General features: G+C 73.6%; 21 protein-coding genes. 10 read left to right on the top strand and 11 right to left on the bottom strand.

Annotated elements, in window-relative coordinates; all coding sequences use genetic code 11:
• Positions 1-54: 54 nt before the first annotated feature.
• Genes ABD979_RS14880 through ABD979_RS14870 form a run of 3 tightly spaced genes read left to right on the top strand, consistent with a single transcriptional unit; the run spans position 55 to position 2557 of the window.
• Positions 55-657 carry a gluconokinase gene (locus ABD979_RS14880; RefSeq protein WP_425583980.1) on the top strand — a complete coding sequence of 201 codons (603 nt, stop codon included), beginning with the start codon at positions 55-57 and terminating at the stop codon, positions 655-657.
• Entirely contained in the window at positions 654-2162 is a 1509-nt protein-coding gene (locus tag ABD979_RS14875; protein WP_345508268.1) for a GntT/GntP/DsdX family permease, read from the top strand. Before ABD979_RS14880 ends, ABD979_RS14875 begins: the two co-directional genes overlap by 4 nt.
• Positions 2163-2167: 5 nt before the next feature.
• Positions 2168-2557: a PPOX class F420-dependent oxidoreductase gene (locus tag ABD979_RS14870; protein ID WP_345508350.1), complete on the top strand. Its 390-nt coding sequence runs from the start codon at positions 2168-2170 to the stop codon at positions 2555-2557.
• A 91-nt stretch (positions 2558-2648) separates the two neighbouring features.
• Here the strand turns inward: ABD979_RS14870 and ABD979_RS14865 are convergent, their stop codons facing one another.
• From ABD979_RS14865 to radA, 3 genes are read right to left on the bottom strand one after another with little or no spacing between them, the layout of a single operon-like run.
• Entirely contained in the window at positions 2649-3542 is an 894-nt protein-coding gene (locus tag ABD979_RS14865) for an HhH-GPD family protein (RefSeq protein ID WP_345508267.1), read from the bottom strand.
• Between the two features lie 25 nt (positions 3543-3567).
• A complete protein-coding gene (gene disA, locus ABD979_RS14860) occupies positions 3568-4644 on the bottom strand; it encodes a DNA integrity scanning diadenylate cyclase DisA (protein WP_345508266.1) in 1077 nt (358 codons plus the stop codon).
• A 55-nt stretch (positions 4645-4699) separates the two neighbouring features.
• Positions 4700-6112: a DNA repair protein RadA gene (radA, locus tag ABD979_RS14855; protein ID WP_345508264.1), complete on the bottom strand. Its 1413-nt coding sequence runs from the start codon at positions 6110-6112 to the stop codon at positions 4700-4702.
• 75 nt (positions 6113-6187) lie between these two features.
• On the opposite strand from radA, the gene ABD979_RS14850 reads away from it, so the two are divergent.
• Together ABD979_RS14850 and ABD979_RS14845 are read left to right on the top strand one after the other, a co-directional pair.
• Positions 6188-6364: a hypothetical protein gene (locus ABD979_RS14850; RefSeq protein WP_345508263.1), complete on the top strand. Its 177-nt coding sequence runs from the start codon at positions 6188-6190 to the stop codon at positions 6362-6364.
• Between the two features lie 181 nt (positions 6365-6545).
• Positions 6546-6881 carry a histone-like nucleoid-structuring protein Lsr2 gene (locus ABD979_RS14845; RefSeq protein ID WP_345508262.1) on the top strand — a complete coding sequence of 112 codons (336 nt, stop codon included), beginning with the start codon at positions 6546-6548 and terminating at the stop codon, positions 6879-6881.
• Between the two features lie 109 nt (positions 6882-6990).
• On the opposite strand, the gene ligD (ABD979_RS14840) is transcribed toward ABD979_RS14845, so the two are convergent.
• Positions 6991-7875 (bottom strand): non-homologous end-joining DNA ligase, encoded by an 885-nt coding sequence (gene ligD / locus ABD979_RS14840; protein ID WP_345508261.1) that lies wholly within the window; start codon positions 7873-7875, stop codon positions 6991-6993.
• On the bottom strand, positions 7875-8822 hold the full coding sequence (ligD, locus tag ABD979_RS14835; RefSeq protein WP_345508260.1) for a non-homologous end-joining DNA ligase: 948 nt from the start codon (positions 8820-8822) through the stop codon (positions 7875-7877). Before ligD (ABD979_RS14835) ends, ligD (ABD979_RS14840) begins: the two co-directional genes overlap by 1 nt.
• Before the next feature lie 18 nt (positions 8823-8840).
• Here ligD (ABD979_RS14835) and ku point away from each other — a divergent pair, with 18 nt between their 5' ends.
• The 3 genes from ku (at position 8841) to ABD979_RS14820 (ending at position 11978) form a co-directional block, all read left to right on the top strand.
• Entirely contained in the window at positions 8841-9815 is a 975-nt protein-coding gene (ku, locus tag ABD979_RS14830; protein ID WP_345508259.1) for a non-homologous end joining protein Ku, read from the top strand.
• Positions 9816-9945: 130 nt separating this feature from the next.
• Positions 9946-11172, top strand: a complete 1227-nt coding sequence (locus ABD979_RS14825) for an acetyl-CoA hydrolase/transferase family protein (protein ID WP_345508258.1) — start codon at positions 9946-9948, stop codon at positions 11170-11172.
• Positions 11173-11237: 65 nt separating this feature from the next.
• Entirely contained in the window at positions 11238-11978 is a 741-nt protein-coding gene (locus tag ABD979_RS14820; protein ID WP_345508257.1) for an SDR family oxidoreductase, read from the top strand.
• A gap of 24 nt (positions 11979-12002) precedes the next feature.
• Here the strand turns inward: ABD979_RS14820 and ABD979_RS14815 are convergent, their stop codons facing one another.
• From ABD979_RS14815 to ABD979_RS14790, 6 genes are all read right to left on the bottom strand, one after another.
• Complete coding sequence (locus ABD979_RS14815; RefSeq protein WP_345508256.1) at positions 12003-12800, bottom strand: sugar phosphate isomerase/epimerase family protein; 798 nt, start codon at positions 12798-12800, stop codon at positions 12003-12005.
• Positions 12801-12874: 74 nt separating this feature from the next.
• Positions 12875-13804, bottom strand: coding sequence for a Ppx/GppA phosphatase family protein (locus ABD979_RS14810; RefSeq protein WP_345508255.1), 930 nt, complete (start codon positions 13802-13804; stop codon positions 12875-12877).
• Positions 13805-13905: 101 nt separating this feature from the next.
• Complete coding sequence (locus ABD979_RS14805; protein WP_345508254.1) at positions 13906-14640, bottom strand: ABC transporter permease; 735 nt, start codon at positions 14638-14640, stop codon at positions 13906-13908.
• Complete coding sequence (locus tag ABD979_RS14800; protein ID WP_345508253.1) at positions 14637-15398, bottom strand: ABC transporter ATP-binding protein; 762 nt, start codon at positions 15396-15398, stop codon at positions 14637-14639. The genes ABD979_RS14805 and ABD979_RS14800 overlap by 4 nt, the downstream gene beginning before the upstream one ends.
• Before the next feature lie 10 nt (positions 15399-15408).
• Entirely contained in the window at positions 15409-16035 is a 627-nt protein-coding gene (locus ABD979_RS14795) for a TetR/AcrR family transcriptional regulator (protein WP_345508252.1), read from the bottom strand.
• A gap of 9 nt (positions 16036-16044) precedes the next feature.
• Complete coding sequence (locus ABD979_RS14790; protein WP_345508251.1) at positions 16045-17373, bottom strand: hypothetical protein; 1329 nt, start codon at positions 17371-17373, stop codon at positions 16045-16047.
• A 201-nt stretch (positions 17374-17574) separates the two neighbouring features.
• On the opposite strand from ABD979_RS14790, the gene ABD979_RS14785 reads away from it, so the two are divergent.
• Both ABD979_RS14785 and ABD979_RS14780 read left to right on the top strand, forming a co-directional pair.
• Positions 17575-18375 (top strand): DUF3109 family protein, encoded by an 801-nt coding sequence (locus tag ABD979_RS14785; RefSeq protein ID WP_345508250.1) that lies wholly within the window; start codon positions 17575-17577, stop codon positions 18373-18375.
• 7 nt (positions 18376-18382) lie between these two features.
• The gene (locus ABD979_RS14780; protein ID WP_345508249.1) at positions 18383-19081 is read left to right on the top strand and encodes a class I SAM-dependent methyltransferase; all 699 of its coding nucleotides are present in this window, start codon (positions 18383-18385) and stop codon (positions 19079-19081) included.
• Position 19082: the final 1 nt, after the last annotated feature.

The following is a 19082-nucleotide window of genomic DNA, read 5'->3' as shown; positions in this document are numbered from 1 at the left end:
AGGGCGAACGCTACCGCGGAGCCGAGTCGTCGACAACGGGGTACGTTCGAGGACATGCCGGACTCTGCCGCTGACCGCACCGACGACACCGCCCCACCACGGCCACCGGACCGGCCCGCCGAGAGCAGTGCCCCGGGCAGCGCCGACGTCGTCATCGTGATGGGCGTCAGCGGCAGCGGCAAGACCACCGTCGCCAAGGGGATCTCCAGCCTGATGGGCTGGGAGTTCGCCGAGGGCGACGCCTTCCACTCCGAGGCCAACGTCGCGAAGATGCGCAGCGGCCGGCCGCTCACCGACGACGACCGGTGGCCGTGGCTCGGCTCCATCGGCGAGTGGATCAGCGCCAAGGAGGCGGCGGGCGAGTCCGCCGTCGTCACGTGCTCCGCGCTGCGCCGGGTCTACCGCGACCTGCTGCGCGACGGCCGCCCGCACGTGCGCTTCCTCCACGTCGAGGCGCCGAGCGAGGTCATCCAGGACCGCATGGAGCACCGCGCCGGCCACTACATGCCGTCGTCGCTGCTGCCCAGCCAGCTCGCCACGCTCGAGCCGCTCGGGGCCGACGAGCCCGGCGTGAGCGTCACCAACGAGGGCACCGCCGCCGAGGTGCTCGATCGATCCCTGCATGCTCTCGGACTCCGGAAGGACCCCACCGCATGACCCTCGCCACCCTGACCGCCGCCCTCCCCGCGGGGGCGCTGCCGTCGGCCGCCCGCCTCGCCGACGAGGCCCCCGAGGCGCCGTATGCCGGCAACGGCCAGCTCGTCGCCGCGTGCCTCCTCGGCATCCTCGCCGTCGTGCTGCTCATCACCGTCGTCAAGCTGCACCCGTTCCTCTCGCTCATGCTCGGCTCGGCCGTGCTCGGCGCCGTCGCGACGATGCCGCCCGGCGACATCGTCACGAGCTTCACGACGGGCTTCGGCTCGACGACCGGCTCGGTCGGGGTGCTCATCGCGCTCGGCGCGATGATCGGCAAGATCCTCGAGGAGTCGGGCGGCGCGAACAAGATCGTCGCGACCCTCGTCGGCAAGGTCGGGCCGAACGGCCTGCCGTGGATGATGGCCGCCATCGCGGCGATCCTCGGCCTGCCGCTCTTCTTCGAGGTCGGCGTCGTGCTCCTCGTGCCCGTCGTCATCCTCGTCGCGCGCCGCACGGGCCTGTCGGTCATGAAGGTCGGCATCCCGGCGCTGGCCGGCCTCTCGGTGCTGCACGGGCTCGTGCCGCCCCACCCCGGTCCGCTCACCGCCATCGGCCTGCTCGGCGCCGACCTCGGCCGCACGCTCCTCTACGGCATCCTCATCGCCATCCCGACCGTCGTCCTCGCCGGGCCGGTGCTCGCGACCTTCGTCGACCGCTGGGTGCCCAAGCACGTCGCGGCCCTCCCGGGCGGTGGGTCGGCAGCGGGCTCGGCCGCCGTCGGCAGCGGCGGTGCGGGCGGCTCCGGCGACCCGCAGGGCTTCGACGAGCTCGACGCCCCGCTCGAGCCCGGCCGCCGCCGCGTCGGCTTCGGCTCGGCCATCGTCGCCATCACGCTTCCCGTCCTGCTCATGCTCGTCGACGCGATCACCAAGCTGCTCGTCACCGACGAGGAGAGCGGCATCCGCAAGGTCGTCGACGTCTTCGGCACGCCCGTCGTCGCGCTCCTCATCGCCGTCATCTTCTGCTACTTCCGCCTCGGCCTCGCCTCGGGCATGACGCGGATGCAGGTCAGCGACTCGTTCGGCGCCAGCCTCCCCGGCATCGCCGGCATCATCCTCATCGTCGCGGCCGGCGGCGGGTTCAAGCAGACGCTCGTCGACGCGGGCGTCGGCGACGTCATCAAGGACTGGGCCACCGGCGTCAACCTCTCGGTGCTGCTGCTCGGCTGGCTCGTCGCGGTGCTCATCCGCCTCGGCACCGGCTCCGCGACGGTTGCGACGATCACGGCCGCCGGCATCGTCGGCCCCCTCGCGTCGACCCTGACCACGAGCCACCTCGCGCTGCTCGTGCTCGCCATCGGCTGCGGGTCGCTCTTCTTCAGCCACGTCAACGACGCCGGCTTCTGGCTCGTCAAGGAGTACTTCGGCCTCACGGTCGGCGAGACGATCAAGTCGTGGTCGGTCATGGAGACGGTGATCTCCGTCGTCGGCTTCGCGCTCGTCATGGCGCTCAGCGTCGTGGTGTGACCGCGATGTCGACCCTGCCCCGCGACCTCTCCCCCGCCGCCCTCGAGTTCATGGCCGTGCGCCACCTCGCGACGCTGACGACGCTGCGCCCGGACGGCTCGCCGCACGTGGTGCCGGTCGGGTTTACGTGGGACCCCGAGACGTCGGTCGCGCGCGTCATCACGAGCCGCGAGAGCCGCAAGGCCCGCAACGCCCTCGCCGGCTGCCCGGCCGTGCTCTGCCAGGTGGACGGCCGGTGGTGGCTGTCGCTGCAGGGCACCGCGCGCGTGCTCGACGACCCGGCCTCCGTCGCCGACGCCGAGCGCCGGTATGCCGCCCGCTACCGCGAGCCGCGCGCCAACCCCGAGCGCGTGGTCGTCGAGATCGCCGTCCGGTCGGTGCTCGGCAACGTCTGACCGGACCCATCGGTGGCCACTCGACCGGCACCGACTCGCAGGAGCTGGCCCTTCGACGGGTGGGTGGCCGCACGAACTGGCCCCTCGACGGTCAGGCGGGGAGACGGTAGCGGCGCCGCGGGAGGGGCTCGACGAGGCCGTCGGCGACGAGCGAGTCGAGGCAGCGCATGACCTGCAGCGGGTCGTCGCCCGAGCCCTCGAGGGCCTGCACCGGCAACGGTGTGACCGAGTCGCGCAGCCGGCGCAGCAGCTCGCCGCGCACCTGACGGTCGGTGCCGTGCCAGGCCTGCCCGCGCCGGGGCGGCCCGTCGTAGGCCGGGCGGCCGTCGAGGTTCCAGGCGCAGAGGTCGGCCACCGGGCAGTCGCCGCACCGAGGCCCCCGCGCCACGCAGACGAGGGCGCCGAGCTCCATGACGGCGACGTTCCACGTGTTCGCGGTGTCGCGGTCGGCGGGCATCGACGCGGCGGCGAGGCGCGCCTCGGCCCGGTTGAGGGTCAGGTGCGGGAACGCCTTGCCCTCCAGGGTGCGCGCGAGCACCCGGCGCACGTTCGTGTCGACGACGACCTCGGGCAGCCCGAAGGCGAAGCACGACACGGCCGCGGCCGTGTAGGCGCCGACACCGGGCAGCGCGAGCAGCTCCTCCGGGGTGCGGGGCACCTGCCCGTCGTGGCGCTCGACCATCGCCGTCGCCGCCTCGTGGAGGCGCAGCGCCCGGCGGGGGTAGCCGAGCCGCCCCCAGGCCCGCACGGCCTCCCCCGGCGCCGCGGCGGCCAGGGCGGCCGGCGTGGGCCAGCGCTCCATCCACTCGTGCCAGATCGGCTCGACCCGGGCGAGCGGGGTCTGCTGCGACATCACCTCGGAGAGGAAGACGCCCCAGGGCGGGCAGTCGGGGTGGCGCCACGGCAGGTGCGCACGCCCCTCCGTCGCGTACCAGGCGTTGACGCGCTCGTGGAGCAGTGCGAGCGGGACCCGACCGGACGGCATACGTCATCGACCTCGGACGTGCGGGTCAGACGTAGCGCTCGAGGATGCTCGACTCGGCCAGGCGCGAGAGGCCCTCGCGCACGGCGCGCGCGCGGCCCTCGCCGACGCCCTCGACGAGCATGAGGTCCTCGATGCCGGCCGCGAGCAGCCGCTGGAGCGACTCGAAGTGCACGACGAGGCGGTCGACGATGGCCGTGGGCAGCCGCGGCACCTTCGTCAGGAGGCGGTAGCCCTGCGGCGACACCGGCGCGTCGAGGCTGTCGCCGACGACCGAGAAGCCGACGGCACGGGCTCCCGCGGCGAGGTCGAGCAGCTCGACGGAGTTCAGCGCCTGGAGGTTGGCGAGCGCGTCGTCGAGCTCGAGGCCCGACTTCGTCGCGGGCAGGTAGTCGCGGATGACGAGCTCGCGGTCGTTGCCGAGGCCGCCGATGAGCTCCTCGAGCTGGAGGCTGAGCAGGCGTCCGTCGGTGCCGAGCTCGACGACGTAGTCCTGGATCTCCGCCGAGATCCGGCGGACCATCTCGAGGCGCTGGAGCACGGCCGTGACGTCGCGGATCGTGACGAGGTCCTCGATCTCGAGCGCCGAGAGCGTGCCGGTCACCTCGTCGAGGCGCGACTTGTAGCGCTCGAGCGTCTGCAGCGCCTGGTCGGCGCGCGAGAGCGTCGTCGGCGAGCCCTCGATGACGTGGCGCAGGTCGCCGACGTAGAGCGCGACGACGCCCATCGACTGGCTCACCGAGATGACGGGGAAGCCGGTCTGCTTGGCCACGCGCTCGGCCGTGCGGTGCCGCGTGCCGGACTCCGTCGTCTCGATGCTCGAGTCGGGCACGAGCTGCGTGGCGGCGCGCAGGATGCGGGTGCCCTCGCGGTCGAGCACGACGGCGCCGTCCATCTTGGCCAGCTCGCGCAGGCGCGTGGCGGAGAACTCGACGTCGAGCGAGAAGCCGCCCGTGCAGATGGAGTCGACGACGCGGTCGTGGCCGAGCACGATGAGGGCGCCCGTGCGACCACGGAGGATGCGTTCGAGGCTGTCGCGCAGGTCGGTGCCGGGCGCGACAGCGGCGAGGGCCGCGCGGAGCAGCAGCTCGTCGTTCCGGTCCATCACTTCCCTGTTCGCCTCGGAGGGGTCGGGCGCGTGCGCCCCGGCCGGTCGCAGTCTAGACGGTGCCGACGGCTGCGGCGCTCGTTGACCGGCCCCCGGCGAGGCGTCCCATCGCCTCGATGGCGCGCGGCACGTCGGCGACCTCGACGGCCCGGATGCCAGGCGGCGTGCTCGTGTCGCCGAGGCTGCCCGCCGGGACGAGGGCGTGACGGAAGCCGAGCCGGGCCGCCTCGGCGAGGCGGCGGTCGAGGCCGGCGACCCGGCGCACCTCTCCGGCCAGGCCCACCTCGCCGAAGGCCACGACGTCGGTGGGCAGCGCCCGGTCGACGACCGACGAGGCGACGGCGCAGACGATGGCGAGGTCGGCGGCGGGCTCGGTGATGCGCACGCCGCCCACGGTGGCCGCGAAGATGTCGCGGGACCCGACCGGTGCACCCGCCCGTTTGTCGAGCACCGCGATGATCATCGCGAGCCGGGCGGAGTCGAGGCCGCTCGACGTCCGCCGGGGCGAGGGCAGGGTGGAGGGCGCCACGAGGGCCTGCACCTCGGCCACGAGCGGGCGACGGCCCTCGAGCGTCACCGTGACGCAGGTGCCGGCCACGGCGTGGTCGCGGGTGGAGAGGAAGAGTCCGCTCGGGTCGGCGAGCCCCACGATCCCGCCGTCCGAGAGGTCGAAGCAGCCGACCTCGTCGGTGGGGCCGAAACGGTTCTTGACCGCGCGCACGAGCCGCAGGCGCGAGTGCCGGTCGCCCTCGAAGGCGATGACGACGTCGACGAGGTGCTCGAGCAGCCGCGGCCCCGCGATCGAGCCGTCCTTCGTCACGTGGCCGACGAGCAGCACGGCCACCCCGCGCGCCTTGGCGGCCTGGATGAGGCTGCCGGTCACCTCGCGCACCTGCGAGACGTTGCCGGCCTGTCCCTCGACGTCGGCGCTCGCGATGGTCTGCACCGAGTCGACGACGAGCAGGGCCGGCGAGCGCGCCTCGACGTGCCCGAGCACCGTGGCGAGGTCGGTCTCGGCCGCGAGGAAGAGCGTGTCGGCCATGGCGCCGATGCGCTCGGCCCGGGTGCGCACCTGGGCGGCCGACTCCTCACCGCTGATGTAGAGCACGTCGGCACCGGACCGCGCCGTGCGGGCCGCGACGTCGAGCAGGAGGGTCGACTTGCCGACCCCGGGCTCGCCGGCGACGAGCACGACACCGCCGGGCACGAGGCCGCCCCCGAGCACCCGGTCGAACTCGGCCACGCCGGTGGGCCGGGCGGCGGCCCGGGTGAGGTCGACGTCGGCGATGCGCTGGGCGGGGGTCGCGACGGCGGCGGCCGTCGTGCGCGGCGCGGCCGCACCCGTCTCGGCCACGGTGCCCCAGGCCTGGCACTCGCCGCAGCGCCCGACCCACTTGGCGGTGGTCCAGCCGCACTCGGCGCAGCGGAAGCCGGGGGTGCGGCGCGTCGTCGTCCTCGTAGCCATGCGCACGACCGTACGGGTCGGGACCGACACCGGCGGTGGGCGGTCGCCCCGGCCCACCGTGAGAAACTCGAGACCATGGACTCGGTTCTGCCCTACGTGCTCGCCCTGGTGCCCACCATCGGCGTCGGCGCACTGTTCTACGTCGTCATCAAGAGCATCCTGCAGGGAGACCGTCGCGAGCGCCTCGCTCAGGCGAAGTGGGAGGCGGAGCAGGACCGCCGCGACGCCGCCGCGAAAGAGCCCACCGAATAGGCCAGGCCGCTTTTCCGGCAGCGCCGTGAAGACGGCGCACCACGCATTTGCGGACATCCGCCTCGCGCATTCCCGGACGTAAATGCATTTCTTCTCGCGGCGTTGTAAATTGGCCCTGCCGCGAAACCCTGTATTCGCGGGCTTTCCCCTCCAAAGGCCCGACAACTTCAGATGGAGAATCATGGCTCAGCGTGTCGAAGTGGTGTTGATCGATGACATCGACGGCGGTGATGCGTCCGAGACGGTGACGTTCGCCCTCGATGGCGTCACCTACGAGATCGATCTTTCCGACAAGAATGCAGCCAAGCTGCGCGACGACCTCGCGACGTGGACCGGCCACGCCCGTCGCGCCGGCTCGGGCTCGGCCAAGGGCGCCGGCTCACGCCGCCGCTCCTCGACCCCGAAGCGCGGCGACCTCGCGGCCGTGCGCGAGTGGGCGCGGGCCAACGGCCACGACGTCTCCGACCGCGGGCGCATCTCGTCCGAGGTCCAGGCGGCCTACGACAAGGCGCACTGACCCTCACCGGACCGGGGCCACAGGGCCCGGCGCGCACGACGTGCCGGGCCCTGCCCGTGCCCTCGCGCGTCCGCCGCTCCCGCGTCCCGCACGTCGTGGGTCGGCACCCTCAGGGCGTGATCTCCGCCGCGAGGTCACCGTCCCGCTCGACCCGCTCGAGCACCTCGTCCGCGGTCAGCTGCTCGAGCGTCCCCCCGGCGGCGCCCTCCTCGATCTCGTCCCACGACCGGGGCGCCGCGACGGTCGGGCGGTCCCGGCCGCGCAGGGAGTACGGGCACACCGTCGTCTTCGCCGCGACGTTCTGGCTCCAGTCGAGGAAGACCTTGCCCGGGCGCAGCTCCTTGGCCATCTTCCACACGACGAGGTCGGGGTGGGCCTTGGTCAGCTCCTGCGCGAGCTGCTGCACCGTGTCGCGGATCTCGTCGCTCGTGTGCTCCCCCGGCAGCACCGCGTAGAGCTGGAGTCCCTTGCTGCCGCTCGTGACCGGCACCGTCGGCAGCCCGATGCGGCCGAGGCGCTCGCGCACCACGAGCGCGACGCGCGCACACTCGTGCAGGCCCGTGCCCGGGCCGGGGTCGAGGTCGATGACGAGCCGGTCCGGGTTCAGCGCGACCGCGTCGCGCCCCTCCCCCTCGTAGCGCCACTGGTGCACGTGCAGCTCGAGGGAGTTGAGGTTGGCGAAGAACGTCAGCCCCGCGAGGTCGTCGATGAGCGGGAACACCGGGTCGCGGCCCGCGCGTCGGATCCACGACGGGGTGCCGGCCGGGATGTTCTTCTCGAAGAACTGCATGTCGCCGACCCCGTGGGGGAAGCGGATTCGCGTCACGGCGCGGTCGCGCAGGTGCGGCAGGATGACCGGCGCGATGCGCGCGTAGTAGTCGATGACCTGGGCCTTGGTCGTGCCGGCGCGCGGGTACATCACCTTCTCGAGGCTCGACAGCTTCATCCGGCGCCCGTCCACCTCGACGGTGACCCTCGTCGGCTCGTACGCCATCAGGCACCGCCCTCGTGCCCGTCGACGTCGTCGGGCGTCAGGTCGCCCCGCAGGCCCTTGTATGCCGGCTGGCGCAGTCGACCCTGACCGCCGAGCCCCAGCGACTCCACGTCGGCGACGAGGACCGGTCGCACCCAGGTCGTCCCGGCAGCATCCTCCCTGGGGACGTCTGTGGCGAAAGGCGATTCGCCGACCGACAGCTCCCGCAGGTCACTCATGAGGGCCTGCCCGGCCTTGCCGGCCAGGCCCGAGCCGACGCGTCCCAGGTAGCGCAGGCCGCCCGCGACGGGCACGCCGACGAGCACGGCCCCGAGCCGGCTCGACACGGTCCCCGTCGACTCCGGCCGCCAGCCCCCGATGACGACCGAGACGGTGCCGCGGTGGGGCGACTTGAGCCAGTAGGGCGAGCGCAGCCCCGGCACGTAGACGGAGTCCACGCGCTTGGACACGATGCCCTCGAGGCCCTGCTCCTTCGTCGCCGCGTGGAGCGAGGCCCCGTCGCCGAAGGTCGGTGGCGTCTGCCAGCGGGGCGAGGCGAGGTCGAGGCGCTCGAGCGTCGACCGGCGGTCGGACCACGGGCGCGTGAGCAGGTCGACGCCGTAGAGGCGGAGCAGGTCGAAGGTCATCAGGGTCACGGGAGACGCCTCGGCGAGCGCGGCCGCGCGCCGCGCGTCGGTGACGTGGAACCGCTCGGCGAGCGCCGCGAACGACGGGATGCCGTCGCGCATCGAGACGACCTCCCCGTCGAGCAGCATGTCGGCGTACTCCGCGGCCAGCCCGCGCAGCTCCGGGAAGGCCACCGTCACGTCGCGCTCGGTGCGCGAGAACAGGCGCATCTCTCCGTCGCGCACGTCGGCGAGGACGCGCATCCCGTCCCACTTCACCTCGTGCTGCCACCGGTCGCCGGCCGGAATGGTCGACGTGGGCGTCGCGAGCATGGGGCGCATGGGTGCATTCTTGTTCCCATGCGAGCCATCTGGAAAGGCGCCGTGTCGTTCGGCCTCGTCAATGTGCCGGTCCGACTCTTCTCGGCGACGGAGAACCACGACGTGCAGTTCCGGCAGGTCCACGAGAAGGACGGGGGCCGCATCAAGTACCAGCGGGTCTGCGCGATCGACGGGGAGGAGGTGCCCTACTCCGACATCGCCAAGGGGTACGAGGCCGCCGACGGGCAGATGGTCGTGCTCACCGACGAGGACATGAAGAGCCTCCCGACGCGCTCGACGAAGGAGATCTCGATCGAGAAGTTCGTGCCGTCGGAGCAGATCGACCCGCTCCTCTTCGACAAGAGCTACTACCTCGAGCCCGACAAGACCGGCCTCAAGCCTTACGTCCTGCTGCGCGACGCCCTGGAGAAGGCCGACCGGATGGCCCTCGTCACCGTCTCGGTGCGTTCCCGGATGACGCTGGCGGTGCTCCGCGTGCGCGACGGCGTCATCGTGCTGCAGACCCTCCTCTGGGCCGACGAGGTGCGCACCCCCGAGTTCGAGTCGCTCTCGGAGGAGACGCACGCGACGGCCAAGGAGCTCGCGATGGCGTCCTCGCTCGTCGACTCCCTGTCGGGCGACTACGAGCCCGAGGAGTTCGAGGACGACTACGCCGAGGCGGTCACCGCGCTCGTCGCGACGAAGATCGAGGGCGGCGAGCTCACCGAGACGCCCGACGCCACCGGTGAGGAGACCGAGGTCGTCGACCTGCTGGCCGCCCTGCAGCGCAGCGTCGACAAGGCCAAGGCCGCCAAGGGCGGCTCGGGCACCTCCGATGCCTCCGGCGCGCAGTCGACGACCACGGGTGACGGCACGAGCGCGAAGAAGGCGGCCAAGAAGACCTCCACCACGACGGCCGCCACCACGAAGGCGGCCGCGAAGAAGTCGACGACGAAGAAGGCAGCGACGAAGAAGGCGGCGACGAAGAAGGCGGCGACGAAGAAGGCCAGCTGAGCGGGCCGGCCGGGCGCGCCGCCCAGCGCCCGAGGTCGTGTGGCGCCGGTCGCGGCGGTGCGGGGCGACGTTCGTCACGCCACCCGGCATACGGCCCCGGCGAACGCACCGGCTGCGCGAGGATGGCAGCGTGCGGACGGCGACGATCGACGAGCTGACGAGACGGCTGCGGACCCTCCCCGAGAACCCCCGGGTGGTCGTCAGCGGCAACATGGCGGTCCCGTGGGAGGCGGTGCGTGCGCTCGACGAGGCGGTCCCCGCCTACGTGCTGCACGCGCTCAACGCCCCGGCCGGGCTGCCGACGCGCGAGGGCGTCACCGTCGAGACGTGCTTCGTCGGCCCGGGGATGCGGCGGCACCCGCGGCTGCAATACGTGCCGTCGCGGCTCTCGCTCGTGCCGCTCCTCTACGGCCGCGTGCTGCCGCCCGACGCCGTGCTGCTGCACTGTGCGCCTCCCCGGCACGGCCACGTGAGCCTCGGCCTCGAGGTCAACGTGCTGCCCGCGGCGCTCGAGGCCTGCCGGTCGCGCGGGGGGCTCGTCGTGGCGGTCGTCAACCCGCAGATGCCCTACACGTTCGGTGACGCCGAGGTGCCGCTCGAGCACGTCGACCTCCTCGTCGAGGTCGACGCGCCGATGCCCTCGCACGCGCCCGCCGTGCCCGACGACGAGAGCCGGCTCATCGGCGAGCGCGTGGCCGCACGAGTCGCGGACGGCGCGACGATGCAGCTCGGCATCGGTGCCGTGCCGGACGCGACGCTGGCGGCGCTCACCGCGCGCCGCGGCATCCGGATGTGGACCGAGATGTTCTCCGACGGCGTGCTGGCCCTCGACGAGGCGGGAGCGCTCGACGCCGACCACCCGCTCGTGACGTCGTTCTGCTTCGGCTCGACCGAGCTCTACCGCTGGCTCGACGGCAACGCCCGGGTGCGGATGATGCGCACGGAGAAGACGAACGACCCCGGCCTCATCGCCCAGCAGCGCCGGATGACCTCGGTCAACACGGCCCTCGAGGTCGACCTCTTCGGCCAGGCCAACGCCTCACGCATCAACGCCCGCATCCACTCCGGCTTCGGCGGCCAGACCGACTTCATCGTGGGCGCCCTGCACTCTCCCGGCGGGCAGTCGTTCATCGCGCTGCGCTCGTGGCACCCGAGGGCCGACGTCTCGACGATCGTGCCCCTGCTCGACGAGCCGGTGACGAGCTTCCAGCAGAGCGCCATCGTCACCGAGCACGGCCTCGCGCCGCTCTGGGGCCGCAGCGAGCGCGACCAGTGCCGCGACATCATCGAGCAGTGCGCGCACCCGCGCGTCCGCGACGACCTGTGGGAGGAGGCCCACGCGCTCGGCCTGGCCTGAGCGCCCGCCGCCCGGTCGTGCCTGCCACCCGATCCGGTATGCCGCCCGGCTCGTAGGGTGACCGCATGAGCTCCCCCTCCCCGGCACCGTCCACCCCGCGCCCCGTGGCGGTCGTCACGGGCGGCACCCGCGGCATCGGCCTCGCGATCGCCCGCGACCTCGCGGACACGCACCACCTCGTCATCGGCGGGCGAAGCAGCGCGTCCGTCGACGCCGTCGTGGCCTCGCTGCCCTCCGCCGAGGGCCTCGTCGCCGACCTCGCCGACTGCGCGCCGGGCGGGTCGCTCGAGGCCGCGCTCGAGCAGATCGTGCCGCGCCTGCCCCGGGTCGACGTGCTCGTCCACTCCGCCGGGGTGCTGCGCAGCGGCACCGTCGCCGAGTCGGCGGTCGACGACTGGGCCGTGTCGATGACGGTCAACGTCGTCGCGGTCGCAGCCGTCACCCGGGCGCTGCTGCCGGCGCTCCGGCACGCGCACGGGCTCGTCATCACCGTCAACTCCGGCTCGGGGCTGACCTCGACGCCGTCGTCGGGCGCCTACTGCGCCTCGAAGTTCGCGCTGCGCGCCCTGAGCGACGCGCTGCGCCAGGAGGAGCGCGAGCACGGGGTGCGCGTCACCTCGCTCCACCCCGGCCGGGTCGACACCGACATGCAGCACGAGCTCGTGCAGTTCGAGGGCGCGGAGTACGACGCGAGCGCCTACCTCGAGGTCGACTCGGTGGTGCGGGCGGCGCGGCTCGCCATCGACGCCGGCCCCGACGCGAGCATCGACATGGTCTCGGTGCGCCCCCGCGGCTGGCGCCCCTGACCCCGTCACCACCGGTCTCGGGGATCAGATGCGGCTGGCTCCGCGGGTGGGCACGAGGGCGAGCCGGGCGAAGGCGAGCGCCGCCGCGAGGTCGACCTCACGCTGGTCGCGGCCGGCCTTGCGGGTCGACACCTCGACGACGACGTCGCCCTCCCATCCCGAGTCGGCGAGGTGCTCGAGCACGGCCGCGCAGGGCTGGCTGCCCCGACCCGGCACGAGGTGCTCGTCCTTGAACGAGCCGAGGCCGTCGGCGAGGTGCAGGTGGGTGAGCCGCGGGCCCAGGGCCGTGGTCATCTCCAGCGCGTCCGACCCCGCGGTCGCCGTGTGCGAGAGGTCGAGCGTCACGTGCTCGTAGGCCTGCCCGACCGGGTCCCAGTGCGGCAGGTAGGCCATCACCTCGCGGCGCGCCGTGCGCCAGGGGTACATGTTCTCGACCGCGAGCCGGATGCCCGACGCGCGCTCGCGCTCGGCGACCCCGTCGACGAAGCCGGCGGCGTACTCCCGCTGCCAGCGGAACGGCGGGTGCAGCACGACGGTGCGCGCGCCCACCTCGAGCGCGAGCTCGATGGACCGGTCGACCTTGCCCCACGGGTCGGTGCCCCACACGCGCTGGGTGAGCAGCAGCGTCGGCGCGTGCACCGAGACGACGGGCAGCCCGTGCAGCTGCGACAGGGCGCGGATCGCCCCGGCCTCCTGGGTGACGGGGTCGGTCCAGACCATGACCTCCACCGCGTCGTAGCCGAGCCGGGCCGCCGTCGCGAACGCGGTGGCCGCGGTGTCGGGGTAGCACGAGGAGGTCGAGAGGCCGACCCGGATCGTCATGCCGCCATTGTGCGCCACCTCCGCGGGCACGGGCTCCGGCGGGGTGCGGGTGGGGTGCGGGTGGGGTGCGGGCCCTAGCTGCCGAGGTGGTCGAGACGGCGCAGGATGAGCCCCTCGCGCAGCGCCCACGGGCAGATGTCGAGCTGGTCGACCTGGAGCAGGTCGAGGGCGGCCTCCGCGACGAGGGCGCCGGCGTAGAGCTGGCGGGCCCTCCCCTCCGAGACGCCGGGGAGCGTGGCACGGGTGGCCGAGCCCAGCACGGCGAGCCGGGCCACGACACCGCGCAGGTCGGCCCGGGAGAGCGTGCGCGGCACGAAGGGTCCCTCGGCGCGCGGGGCGGCCCCGGCGATCCGCGCGAGCGAGCGCATCGTCTTCGAGGTGCCGACGGCGCGGTCGGGCGGGCCCGACGTGAGCAGGGGGCGCACGTGCTCGGCGAGGGTGGCCCGCACGAAGTTGCGGAGGTCGCGCGCCTCGGCCTCGCCGGGCGGGTCGCCGAGGAGGCGTTCACGCGTCAGCCGCCCGGCTCCGAGCGGCAGGCTGAGGGCGACGTCGGGCTCCTCGTCGAGGCCGCTCGCGAGCTCGAGCGAGCCGCCGCCGATGTCGACGACGAGCAGCCGGCCGCTCGACCAGCCGAACCAGCGGCGCACCGCGAGGAAGGTCATGCGCGCCTCGTCGGGCCCGCTCAGCGCGTCGAGCTCGATGCCCGTCTCGGCGCGCACCCGGGCGATGACGGCCTCGCCGTTGGGCGACTCGCGCAGTGCGGACGTGGCGAAGGCGAAGAGGTCGCTGACGCCCTGGTCCTCGGCCACGACGAGGCACTCGCGCAGGAACGCGACGAGGCGGTCGGCCGTGGCGTCGCTGACGCGCCCGTCGGGGTCGAGGCTCTCCGAGAGCCGCAGCTCGGTCTTGTGCGAGAAGGCCGGGATCGGCTGCGCCCCGGCGTGCGCGTCGACGACGAGGAGGTGGACCGTGTTCGACCCGATGTCGATGACGCCCAGGCGCATGCGCCCACCCTAGTGCCGCAGGCGTGACCGGCCGCGTGCCGTCGGGCGGAGCGCCGTCGGGCCGAGCGCCTTCAGGCGGAGCGCCGTCGGGCGGAGCGCCGTCAGGCGGAACGCCGGCTCAGGGTCAGCGACGCGAGGGCGAGGGCGCCGGCGATGAAGGCGGCGACGACGCCGAGGTCGCCGAGCACCGTCGTGACCGGGTCGGCCTCGGCGGCGATGACCTTCATGGCGTCGACGGCGTACGACAGCGGCAGCACGTTGCTCACCCACTCGAGCACCGTCGGCAGCTCGTCGCGCGGCACGAGCAGCCCGCAGAGCAGGAACTGCGGCAGCAGGAAGGCCGGCATGAACTGGACCGCCTGGAACTCGGTGCGGGCGAAGCCGCTCGCGAGCAGCCCGAGGGCCGTGCCGAGCACCGCGTCGAGCACCGCGACCACGACGAGGAGCCAGAGCGGTCCGGCGACGTCCAGACCACAGACCCACACGGCGAATCCCGTTGCGATCAGGGCCTGCACGGTCGAGAGCACTCCGAACGCGACGGCATACCCCATCATGAAGTCGCCCTTGCCCATGGGCGTGGTCAGCAGGCGCTCGAGGGTGCCCGACTGCCGCTCGCGCAGCGTCGCCACCGACGTGACGATGAACATGACGATCATCGGGAAGACACCGAGCAGGGCCGGCCCGATGGTGTCGAAGACGCGGGTGCCGTCGTAGATCCAGGCGAGCAGGCCGAGCAGCACGCACGGCACGACGAGGATGAGCGCGATGGTGCGGCGGTCGGTGCGGACCTGGCGCAGCACGCGGCCCGAGGTGGCGGTCGTGAGGCCCGCGTTCACGACGCGCTCCGCTCGTGCGACGGCGCGTCCTCCGCGTCGATGAGCGCGAGGAACGCGGCGTCCGCGTCGGCCGTGCCGGTGCGGCTCAGCAGCTCGTCGGGCGTGAGGTCGGCGAGCACCCGCCCCTCCCGGAGCAGCACGAGCCGGTCGCACCGGGCGGCCTCGTCCATGACGTGGCTCGAGACGACGAGGGAGTGCCCCCGTTCGGCCAGCTGCCGGAAGAGGTCCCAGAGGTCGCGGCGCAGCACCGGGTCGAGACCCACCGTCGGCTCGTCGAGCACGAGCAGCGTGGGCCGTCCGACGAGGGCGGCCGCGAGCGAGACGCGCGACTCCTGACCACCGGAGAGGTCCTGCACGAGCTGCGAGGCGAACCCGGTGAGGTCGACCTCCTCGAGCGTGCGGTCGACCGCCTCGCGCAGGTCGGCGCCGCGCAGGCCCACCGCCCGCGCGAAGTACGCGACGTTGTCGCGCACGCTGAGGTCGGCGTAGACGCTGGGGCTCTGCGTGACGTAGCCGACCTCGGCGCGCAGCACCGGCGACCCGGCCGGGTGGCCGAGCACCGTCACGGTGCCGGCCTCGACGACCTGGACGCCGACAAAGCAGCGCATCAGCGTCGACTTGCCCGACCCCGACGGCCCGAGCAGGCCGACGACCTCGCCGGCGGGCACCTCGAGGTCGAGGCCGGGGATGACGCGCCGCCGGCCCCGCACGACCTGCAGCCCGCTGACCGAGATGGCGGGCCCGTGGTTATTCATCATGTGATGAAATCTACTCCGGCCGGGTCGCCCCGTCCACCAGATAGCCCTGGAGCACCGGGCCCAGCCGCTCGACGAGCTCGGCGCGCGTCGCCTCCGCGAGGCCCGGCACGCGCACGACGTAGCGCGCCATGACGACACCGATCATCTGCGAGGCGGCCAGGGCGCCGCGCAGCTGCGCGTCCTCGGCGCCGGCCGCGGCCGCGAGGCGCCCGAAGACCTCGCGCCCGAGGAACTCGCGCAGCATCCGCGCCGCCTCCTCGCTCGTCGTCGCCGAGCGCACGAGCGCGACGAGGGACTCGCGCGACTCGGGCGGCTCCCAGACCGTCAGGAAGGTCTCGACGAGCCGCCAGCCGAGTCGTTCGTGACCGCCTTCGAGCACCCGCTCGATGAGCTCCACCGGGTTGACGGGCACGGCCATCGTCTCGGCGAAGAGCGCCGCCTTGCCGTCGAAGTAGTGGTGCACCAGTGCCGGGTCGACGCCGGCCTCGCGGGCGATCCCGCGCAGGCTCGACTTGTCGTAACCCTTGGCAGCAAAGGACTTCCGGGCGGCCTCGACGATCGCGGCTCGGGTGTCGACGCCACCGGGGCGGCGCCCGCGGCCTCGCGCCGACGCCGCGTCGGCGGTCTGTGAGGTCATGGGGCCACGCTAGCCCTGCCCGTGGGGACGCCCGGCATCCTGCTCGGCCGCGTCGGCCGCGTCGGCCGCGTCGGCCACGTCGGCCACGTGCGCCTCGAGCCAGGCTGCCGCGGCGTCCTGACGCGCCCAGCGCGCCCACGACAACGGCGTGGTGCCGTGCACGGCGTCCACCGCGCCGAGGTCGGCCCCGGCGTCGAGCAGCGCCCCGAGCAGGGCGACGTCCCCGAGGAAGGCGGCCTGGTGGGCCGCGGTGCGACCGTCGTGGACGGCGTCGAGGTCCGCGCCGGCCGTGGCGGCGGCGCGCACCGCGTCGGGGGTGCGGGCCCGGTGGATCGTCGGCACCGGCTGGCCCGACGGGCTCCCGTCGGGCACGAGACCGTGACGCGCGAGGAGCGCGAGCCGGTCGTCGAGCCCGTGGTCGCGCGCCCAGCGCACCTGGCGGTCGAGCATCTCAGCGACGGTCTCGCCCGGCGTGGTCAGGCGCTGCCCCCACACCTCGGAGGCGGGTCGGCCCAGGCCGTGGTCGAGGAGCAGCTCGAGGTGCGAGTCGTCACGCCCGAACATCCGGTTGTAGAGCGCCTGGCGGTCGTTCGGGTCGGCGCCGCGGTCGAGGAGGAGCTCCGCCAGCTCCCGCCACCGTGGGTGCCGTGGCTGGCGTCCGGGACCGGCCTCGCCCTCGCCGAAGACCCCCGTCAGCGCCGTGAACGGGCTGGCGAGGCCCTGCCAGAGGTAGCCGCTGTCAGGGTCTGCCCCGGCGTCGAGCAGCAGCGACGCGGCAGCGACCGGATCCTGTTGCGGCACACGGGAGTAGACGACGTAGAGCAACGGCGCCCACCGGAACGGCCCGACCTCGCGCACCGCCGCCGCGCGGTCGGCCGACACGTGGGCCCGCAGCGCCGCCACGTCCCCCACGGTCGCTGCGACCGCGACGTCCGTTCGGGGCAGGTCCGGGTGGGCGGCCAGCAGCTCGACCGCGCGCGCCCAGCGCGCGGGCTCGTCGCGGTCGGTGTAGGTCAGGCAGGCGAGCGCCGGCACGAGGAGGGCGGGATCGTGCGACGACCCGACCGGGTCGAGCACCACCGGGTCGCGGGAGAGGCGAGCGGCCGCGGCGAGGTGGGCCGCGAGACGGGGCCAGCTGGCGAAGCCGTGCGACCGGGCGACGACGAGCTGCGCTGCGGCGAGCGTGAAGCGCCGCGGCTCGTCGGGCGCCCCGTGCGGGTCGTGGGCCGCCACGAGCGCGAGCGCGCGGGCATCGCCGTCGCGGACGGCGCGCTGGAGGCTCCGCGCCGCGCGCCGCAGGTGCTCGAGGTCGGGGTTGCCGGGAAGGGACAGGGCCATGACGGCCTCCTCTCGTCAGCCCGCGTGCGCTGGGTCGGGCCGAAAGGAGGTCGGACCGCGTGTCGTCGTGCTCCCAGGGAGGCTGAGCCCCTTCCCGCGCACCGGTGGCGACCTGGACGCCGGTGCCAGCCTACGCCGGGTGACGCGCCCGCGGCGTGTGGTCGTCACGCGGGCGAAACCGGGACGGCATAGGGTGATCCGGTGGCCGAAGCACCGTTGGACCTCCCCCGCGTCTGGGTCGAGTTCACCGATCCCGCCGATGCGAACCAGCGCTATCGCTGCGACCTGACGTGGCTGACGAGCAGCTGGACGTGCATCTTCGGCAGCGGGTGCCAGGGCATCTACGCCGGTCGGCCCGACGACGGCTGCTGCACGCTCGGTGCGCACTTCACCGAGAAGGACGACTGGAAGCGCGTCGAGAAGGCCGTCGAGGAGCTCGGCGAGGACGAGTGGGAGTACCACTCCGTCGGCCGGGCCACGGGCGGCAAGGACGACTGGACCGAGAAGGAGGACGGCGCGCGCAAGACGAAGGTCGTCGACGGCGCGTGCATCTTCCTCAACCGCCCCGGCTTCCCGGCAGGTGCCGGCTGCGCCCTCCACCAGCACGCGGTCCTCACCGGCGTGGAGCCGCACACGCTCAAGCCCGACGTCTGCTGGCAGCTGCCGATCCGCCGCACCTTCCGCACCGTCGAGCTGCCCGACGACACGAGCTACCTCGAGGTGACGATCACCGAGTACGACCGTCGCGGCTGGGGTCCCGGTGGCCACGACCTCGACTGGTACTGCTCGGGCAACTCCGAGGCGCACGTCGGACGAGAGCCGGTCTACCGCTCCAACGCGCCCGAGCTGACCGAGCTCATGGGGCCGCTCGCCTACGCCGAGCTCGCCATCCGCGCCGAGGCGCACCTCGCCCAGGTCAAGGCGGTCCGGGCGCGCGGCGTGCGCAAGCTGCTCCCGCTGCTCGTGCACCCGGCGACCATCGAGGCCCAGCGCGCGAAGTGAGGTCGGCATGAGCGACTCCGACAGGATCATCCCGTCCCCCAACATCTGGGAGACTCCCGACGTCTACGAGACCGAGAACCGCGGCGTCGACCGTGACCACGTCATCGAGGACGCGATGCGCGCGGTGCTCGACTGGGCAGGTCGTGACGTCGTCGACATCGGGTGCGGCACCGGCTACCACCTGCCCTTCTTCGCCCGCGACGCCCGTTCGGTCGTCGGCGTCGAGCCGCACCCGCCGCTCGCCGCCCTTGCCGCGCAACGCGTCTCAGGTATGCCGTCCGTGTCGGTCCGCGAGGAGGGCGCAGCCGCGATCGGGGTGCCCGACGGCTCGTTCGACGTCGCGCACGCCCGGTGGGCGTACTTCTTCGGGCCGGGCTGCGAGCCGGGGTTGGCCGAGCTCGAGCGCGTCGTGCGCCCGGGCGGTGCGGCCTTCGTCATCGACAACGACGCGACGCGGTCGACGTTCGGGCAGTGGTTCCGCCGGGCCCTGCCCTCCTACGACCCGCGCGCGGTCGAGCGCTTCTGGCAGCGGCAGGGGTGGGAGCGCGAGCGGCTCGACATCCGCTGGGACTTCGACTCACGCGCCGACTTCGAGGCCGTCGTCGGCATCGAGTTCGCGCCGGAGCACGCCGACCTCATCCTCGCCGAGCACCCCGACGCCACCGGCGTCGACTACGCCGTCAACCTCTGGCACCGCCACTTCTGAC

Source organism: Terrabacter aeriphilus (genome assembly GCF_039542985.1).
Classification (GTDB): Bacteria; Actinomycetota; Actinomycetes; order Actinomycetales; family Dermatophilaceae; genus Terrabacter; species Terrabacter aeriphilus.
The sequence above is the reverse complement of the archived record's forward strand: the minus strand, read 5'-3'. Positions and strand labels throughout refer to the sequence as shown.

What these genes read in the sequence shown, in the direction of transcription:
- ABD979_RS14880 (WP_425583980.1), top strand. Translation starts at nt 55, where the DNA reads ATGCCGGACTCTGCCGCTGACCGCACCGACGACACCGCCCCACCACGG.
- ABD979_RS14875 (WP_345508268.1), top strand. Translation starts at nt 654, where the DNA reads ATGACCCTCGCCACCCTGACCGCCGCCCTCCCCGCGGGGGCGCTGCCG.
- ABD979_RS14870 (WP_345508350.1), top strand. Translation starts at nt 2,168, where the DNA reads ATGTCGACCCTGCCCCGCGACCTCTCCCCCGCCGCCCTCGAGTTCATG.
- ABD979_RS14865 (WP_345508267.1), bottom strand. Translation starts at nt 3,542, where the DNA reads ATGCCGTCCGGTCGGGTCCCGCTCGCACTGCTCCACGAGCGCGTCAAC.
- disA (WP_345508266.1), bottom strand. Translation starts at nt 4,644, where the DNA reads ATGGACCGGAACGACGAGCTGCTGCTCCGCGCGGCCCTCGCCGCTGTC.
- radA (WP_345508264.1), bottom strand. Translation starts at nt 6,112, where the DNA reads ATGGCTACGAGGACGACGACGCGCCGCACCCCCGGCTTCCGCTGCGCC.
- ABD979_RS14850 (WP_345508263.1), top strand. Translation starts at nt 6,188, where the DNA reads ATGGACTCGGTTCTGCCCTACGTGCTCGCCCTGGTGCCCACCATCGGC.
- ABD979_RS14845 (WP_345508262.1), top strand. Translation starts at nt 6,546, where the DNA reads ATGGCTCAGCGTGTCGAAGTGGTGTTGATCGATGACATCGACGGCGGT.
- ligD (WP_345508261.1), bottom strand. Translation starts at nt 7,875, where the DNA reads ATGGCGTACGAGCCGACGAGGGTCACCGTCGAGGTGGACGGGCGCCGG.
- ligD (WP_345508260.1), bottom strand. Translation starts at nt 8,822, where the DNA reads ATGCGCCCCATGCTCGCGACGCCCACGTCGACCATTCCGGCCGGCGAC.
- ku (WP_345508259.1), top strand. Translation starts at nt 8,841, where the DNA reads ATGCGAGCCATCTGGAAAGGCGCCGTGTCGTTCGGCCTCGTCAATGTG.
- ABD979_RS14820 (WP_345508257.1), top strand. Translation starts at nt 11,238, where the DNA reads ATGAGCTCCCCCTCCCCGGCACCGTCCACCCCGCGCCCCGTGGCGGTC.
- ABD979_RS14815 (WP_345508256.1), bottom strand. Translation starts at nt 12,800, where the DNA reads ATGACGATCCGGGTCGGCCTCTCGACCTCCTCGTGCTACCCCGACACC.
- ABD979_RS14810 (WP_345508255.1), bottom strand. Translation starts at nt 13,804, where the DNA reads ATGCGCCTGGGCGTCATCGACATCGGGTCGAACACGGTCCACCTCCTC.
- ABD979_RS14800 (WP_345508253.1), bottom strand. Translation starts at nt 15,398, where the DNA reads ATGATGAATAACCACGGGCCCGCCATCTCGGTCAGCGGGCTGCAGGTC.
- ABD979_RS14795 (WP_345508252.1), bottom strand. Translation starts at nt 16,035, where the DNA reads ATGACCTCACAGACCGCCGACGCGGCGTCGGCGCGAGGCCGCGGGCGC.
- ABD979_RS14790 (WP_345508251.1), bottom strand. Translation starts at nt 17,373, where the DNA reads ATGGCCCTGTCCCTTCCCGGCAACCCCGACCTCGAGCACCTGCGGCGC.
- ABD979_RS14780 (WP_345508249.1), top strand. Translation starts at nt 18,383, where the DNA reads ATGAGCGACTCCGACAGGATCATCCCGTCCCCCAACATCTGGGAGACT.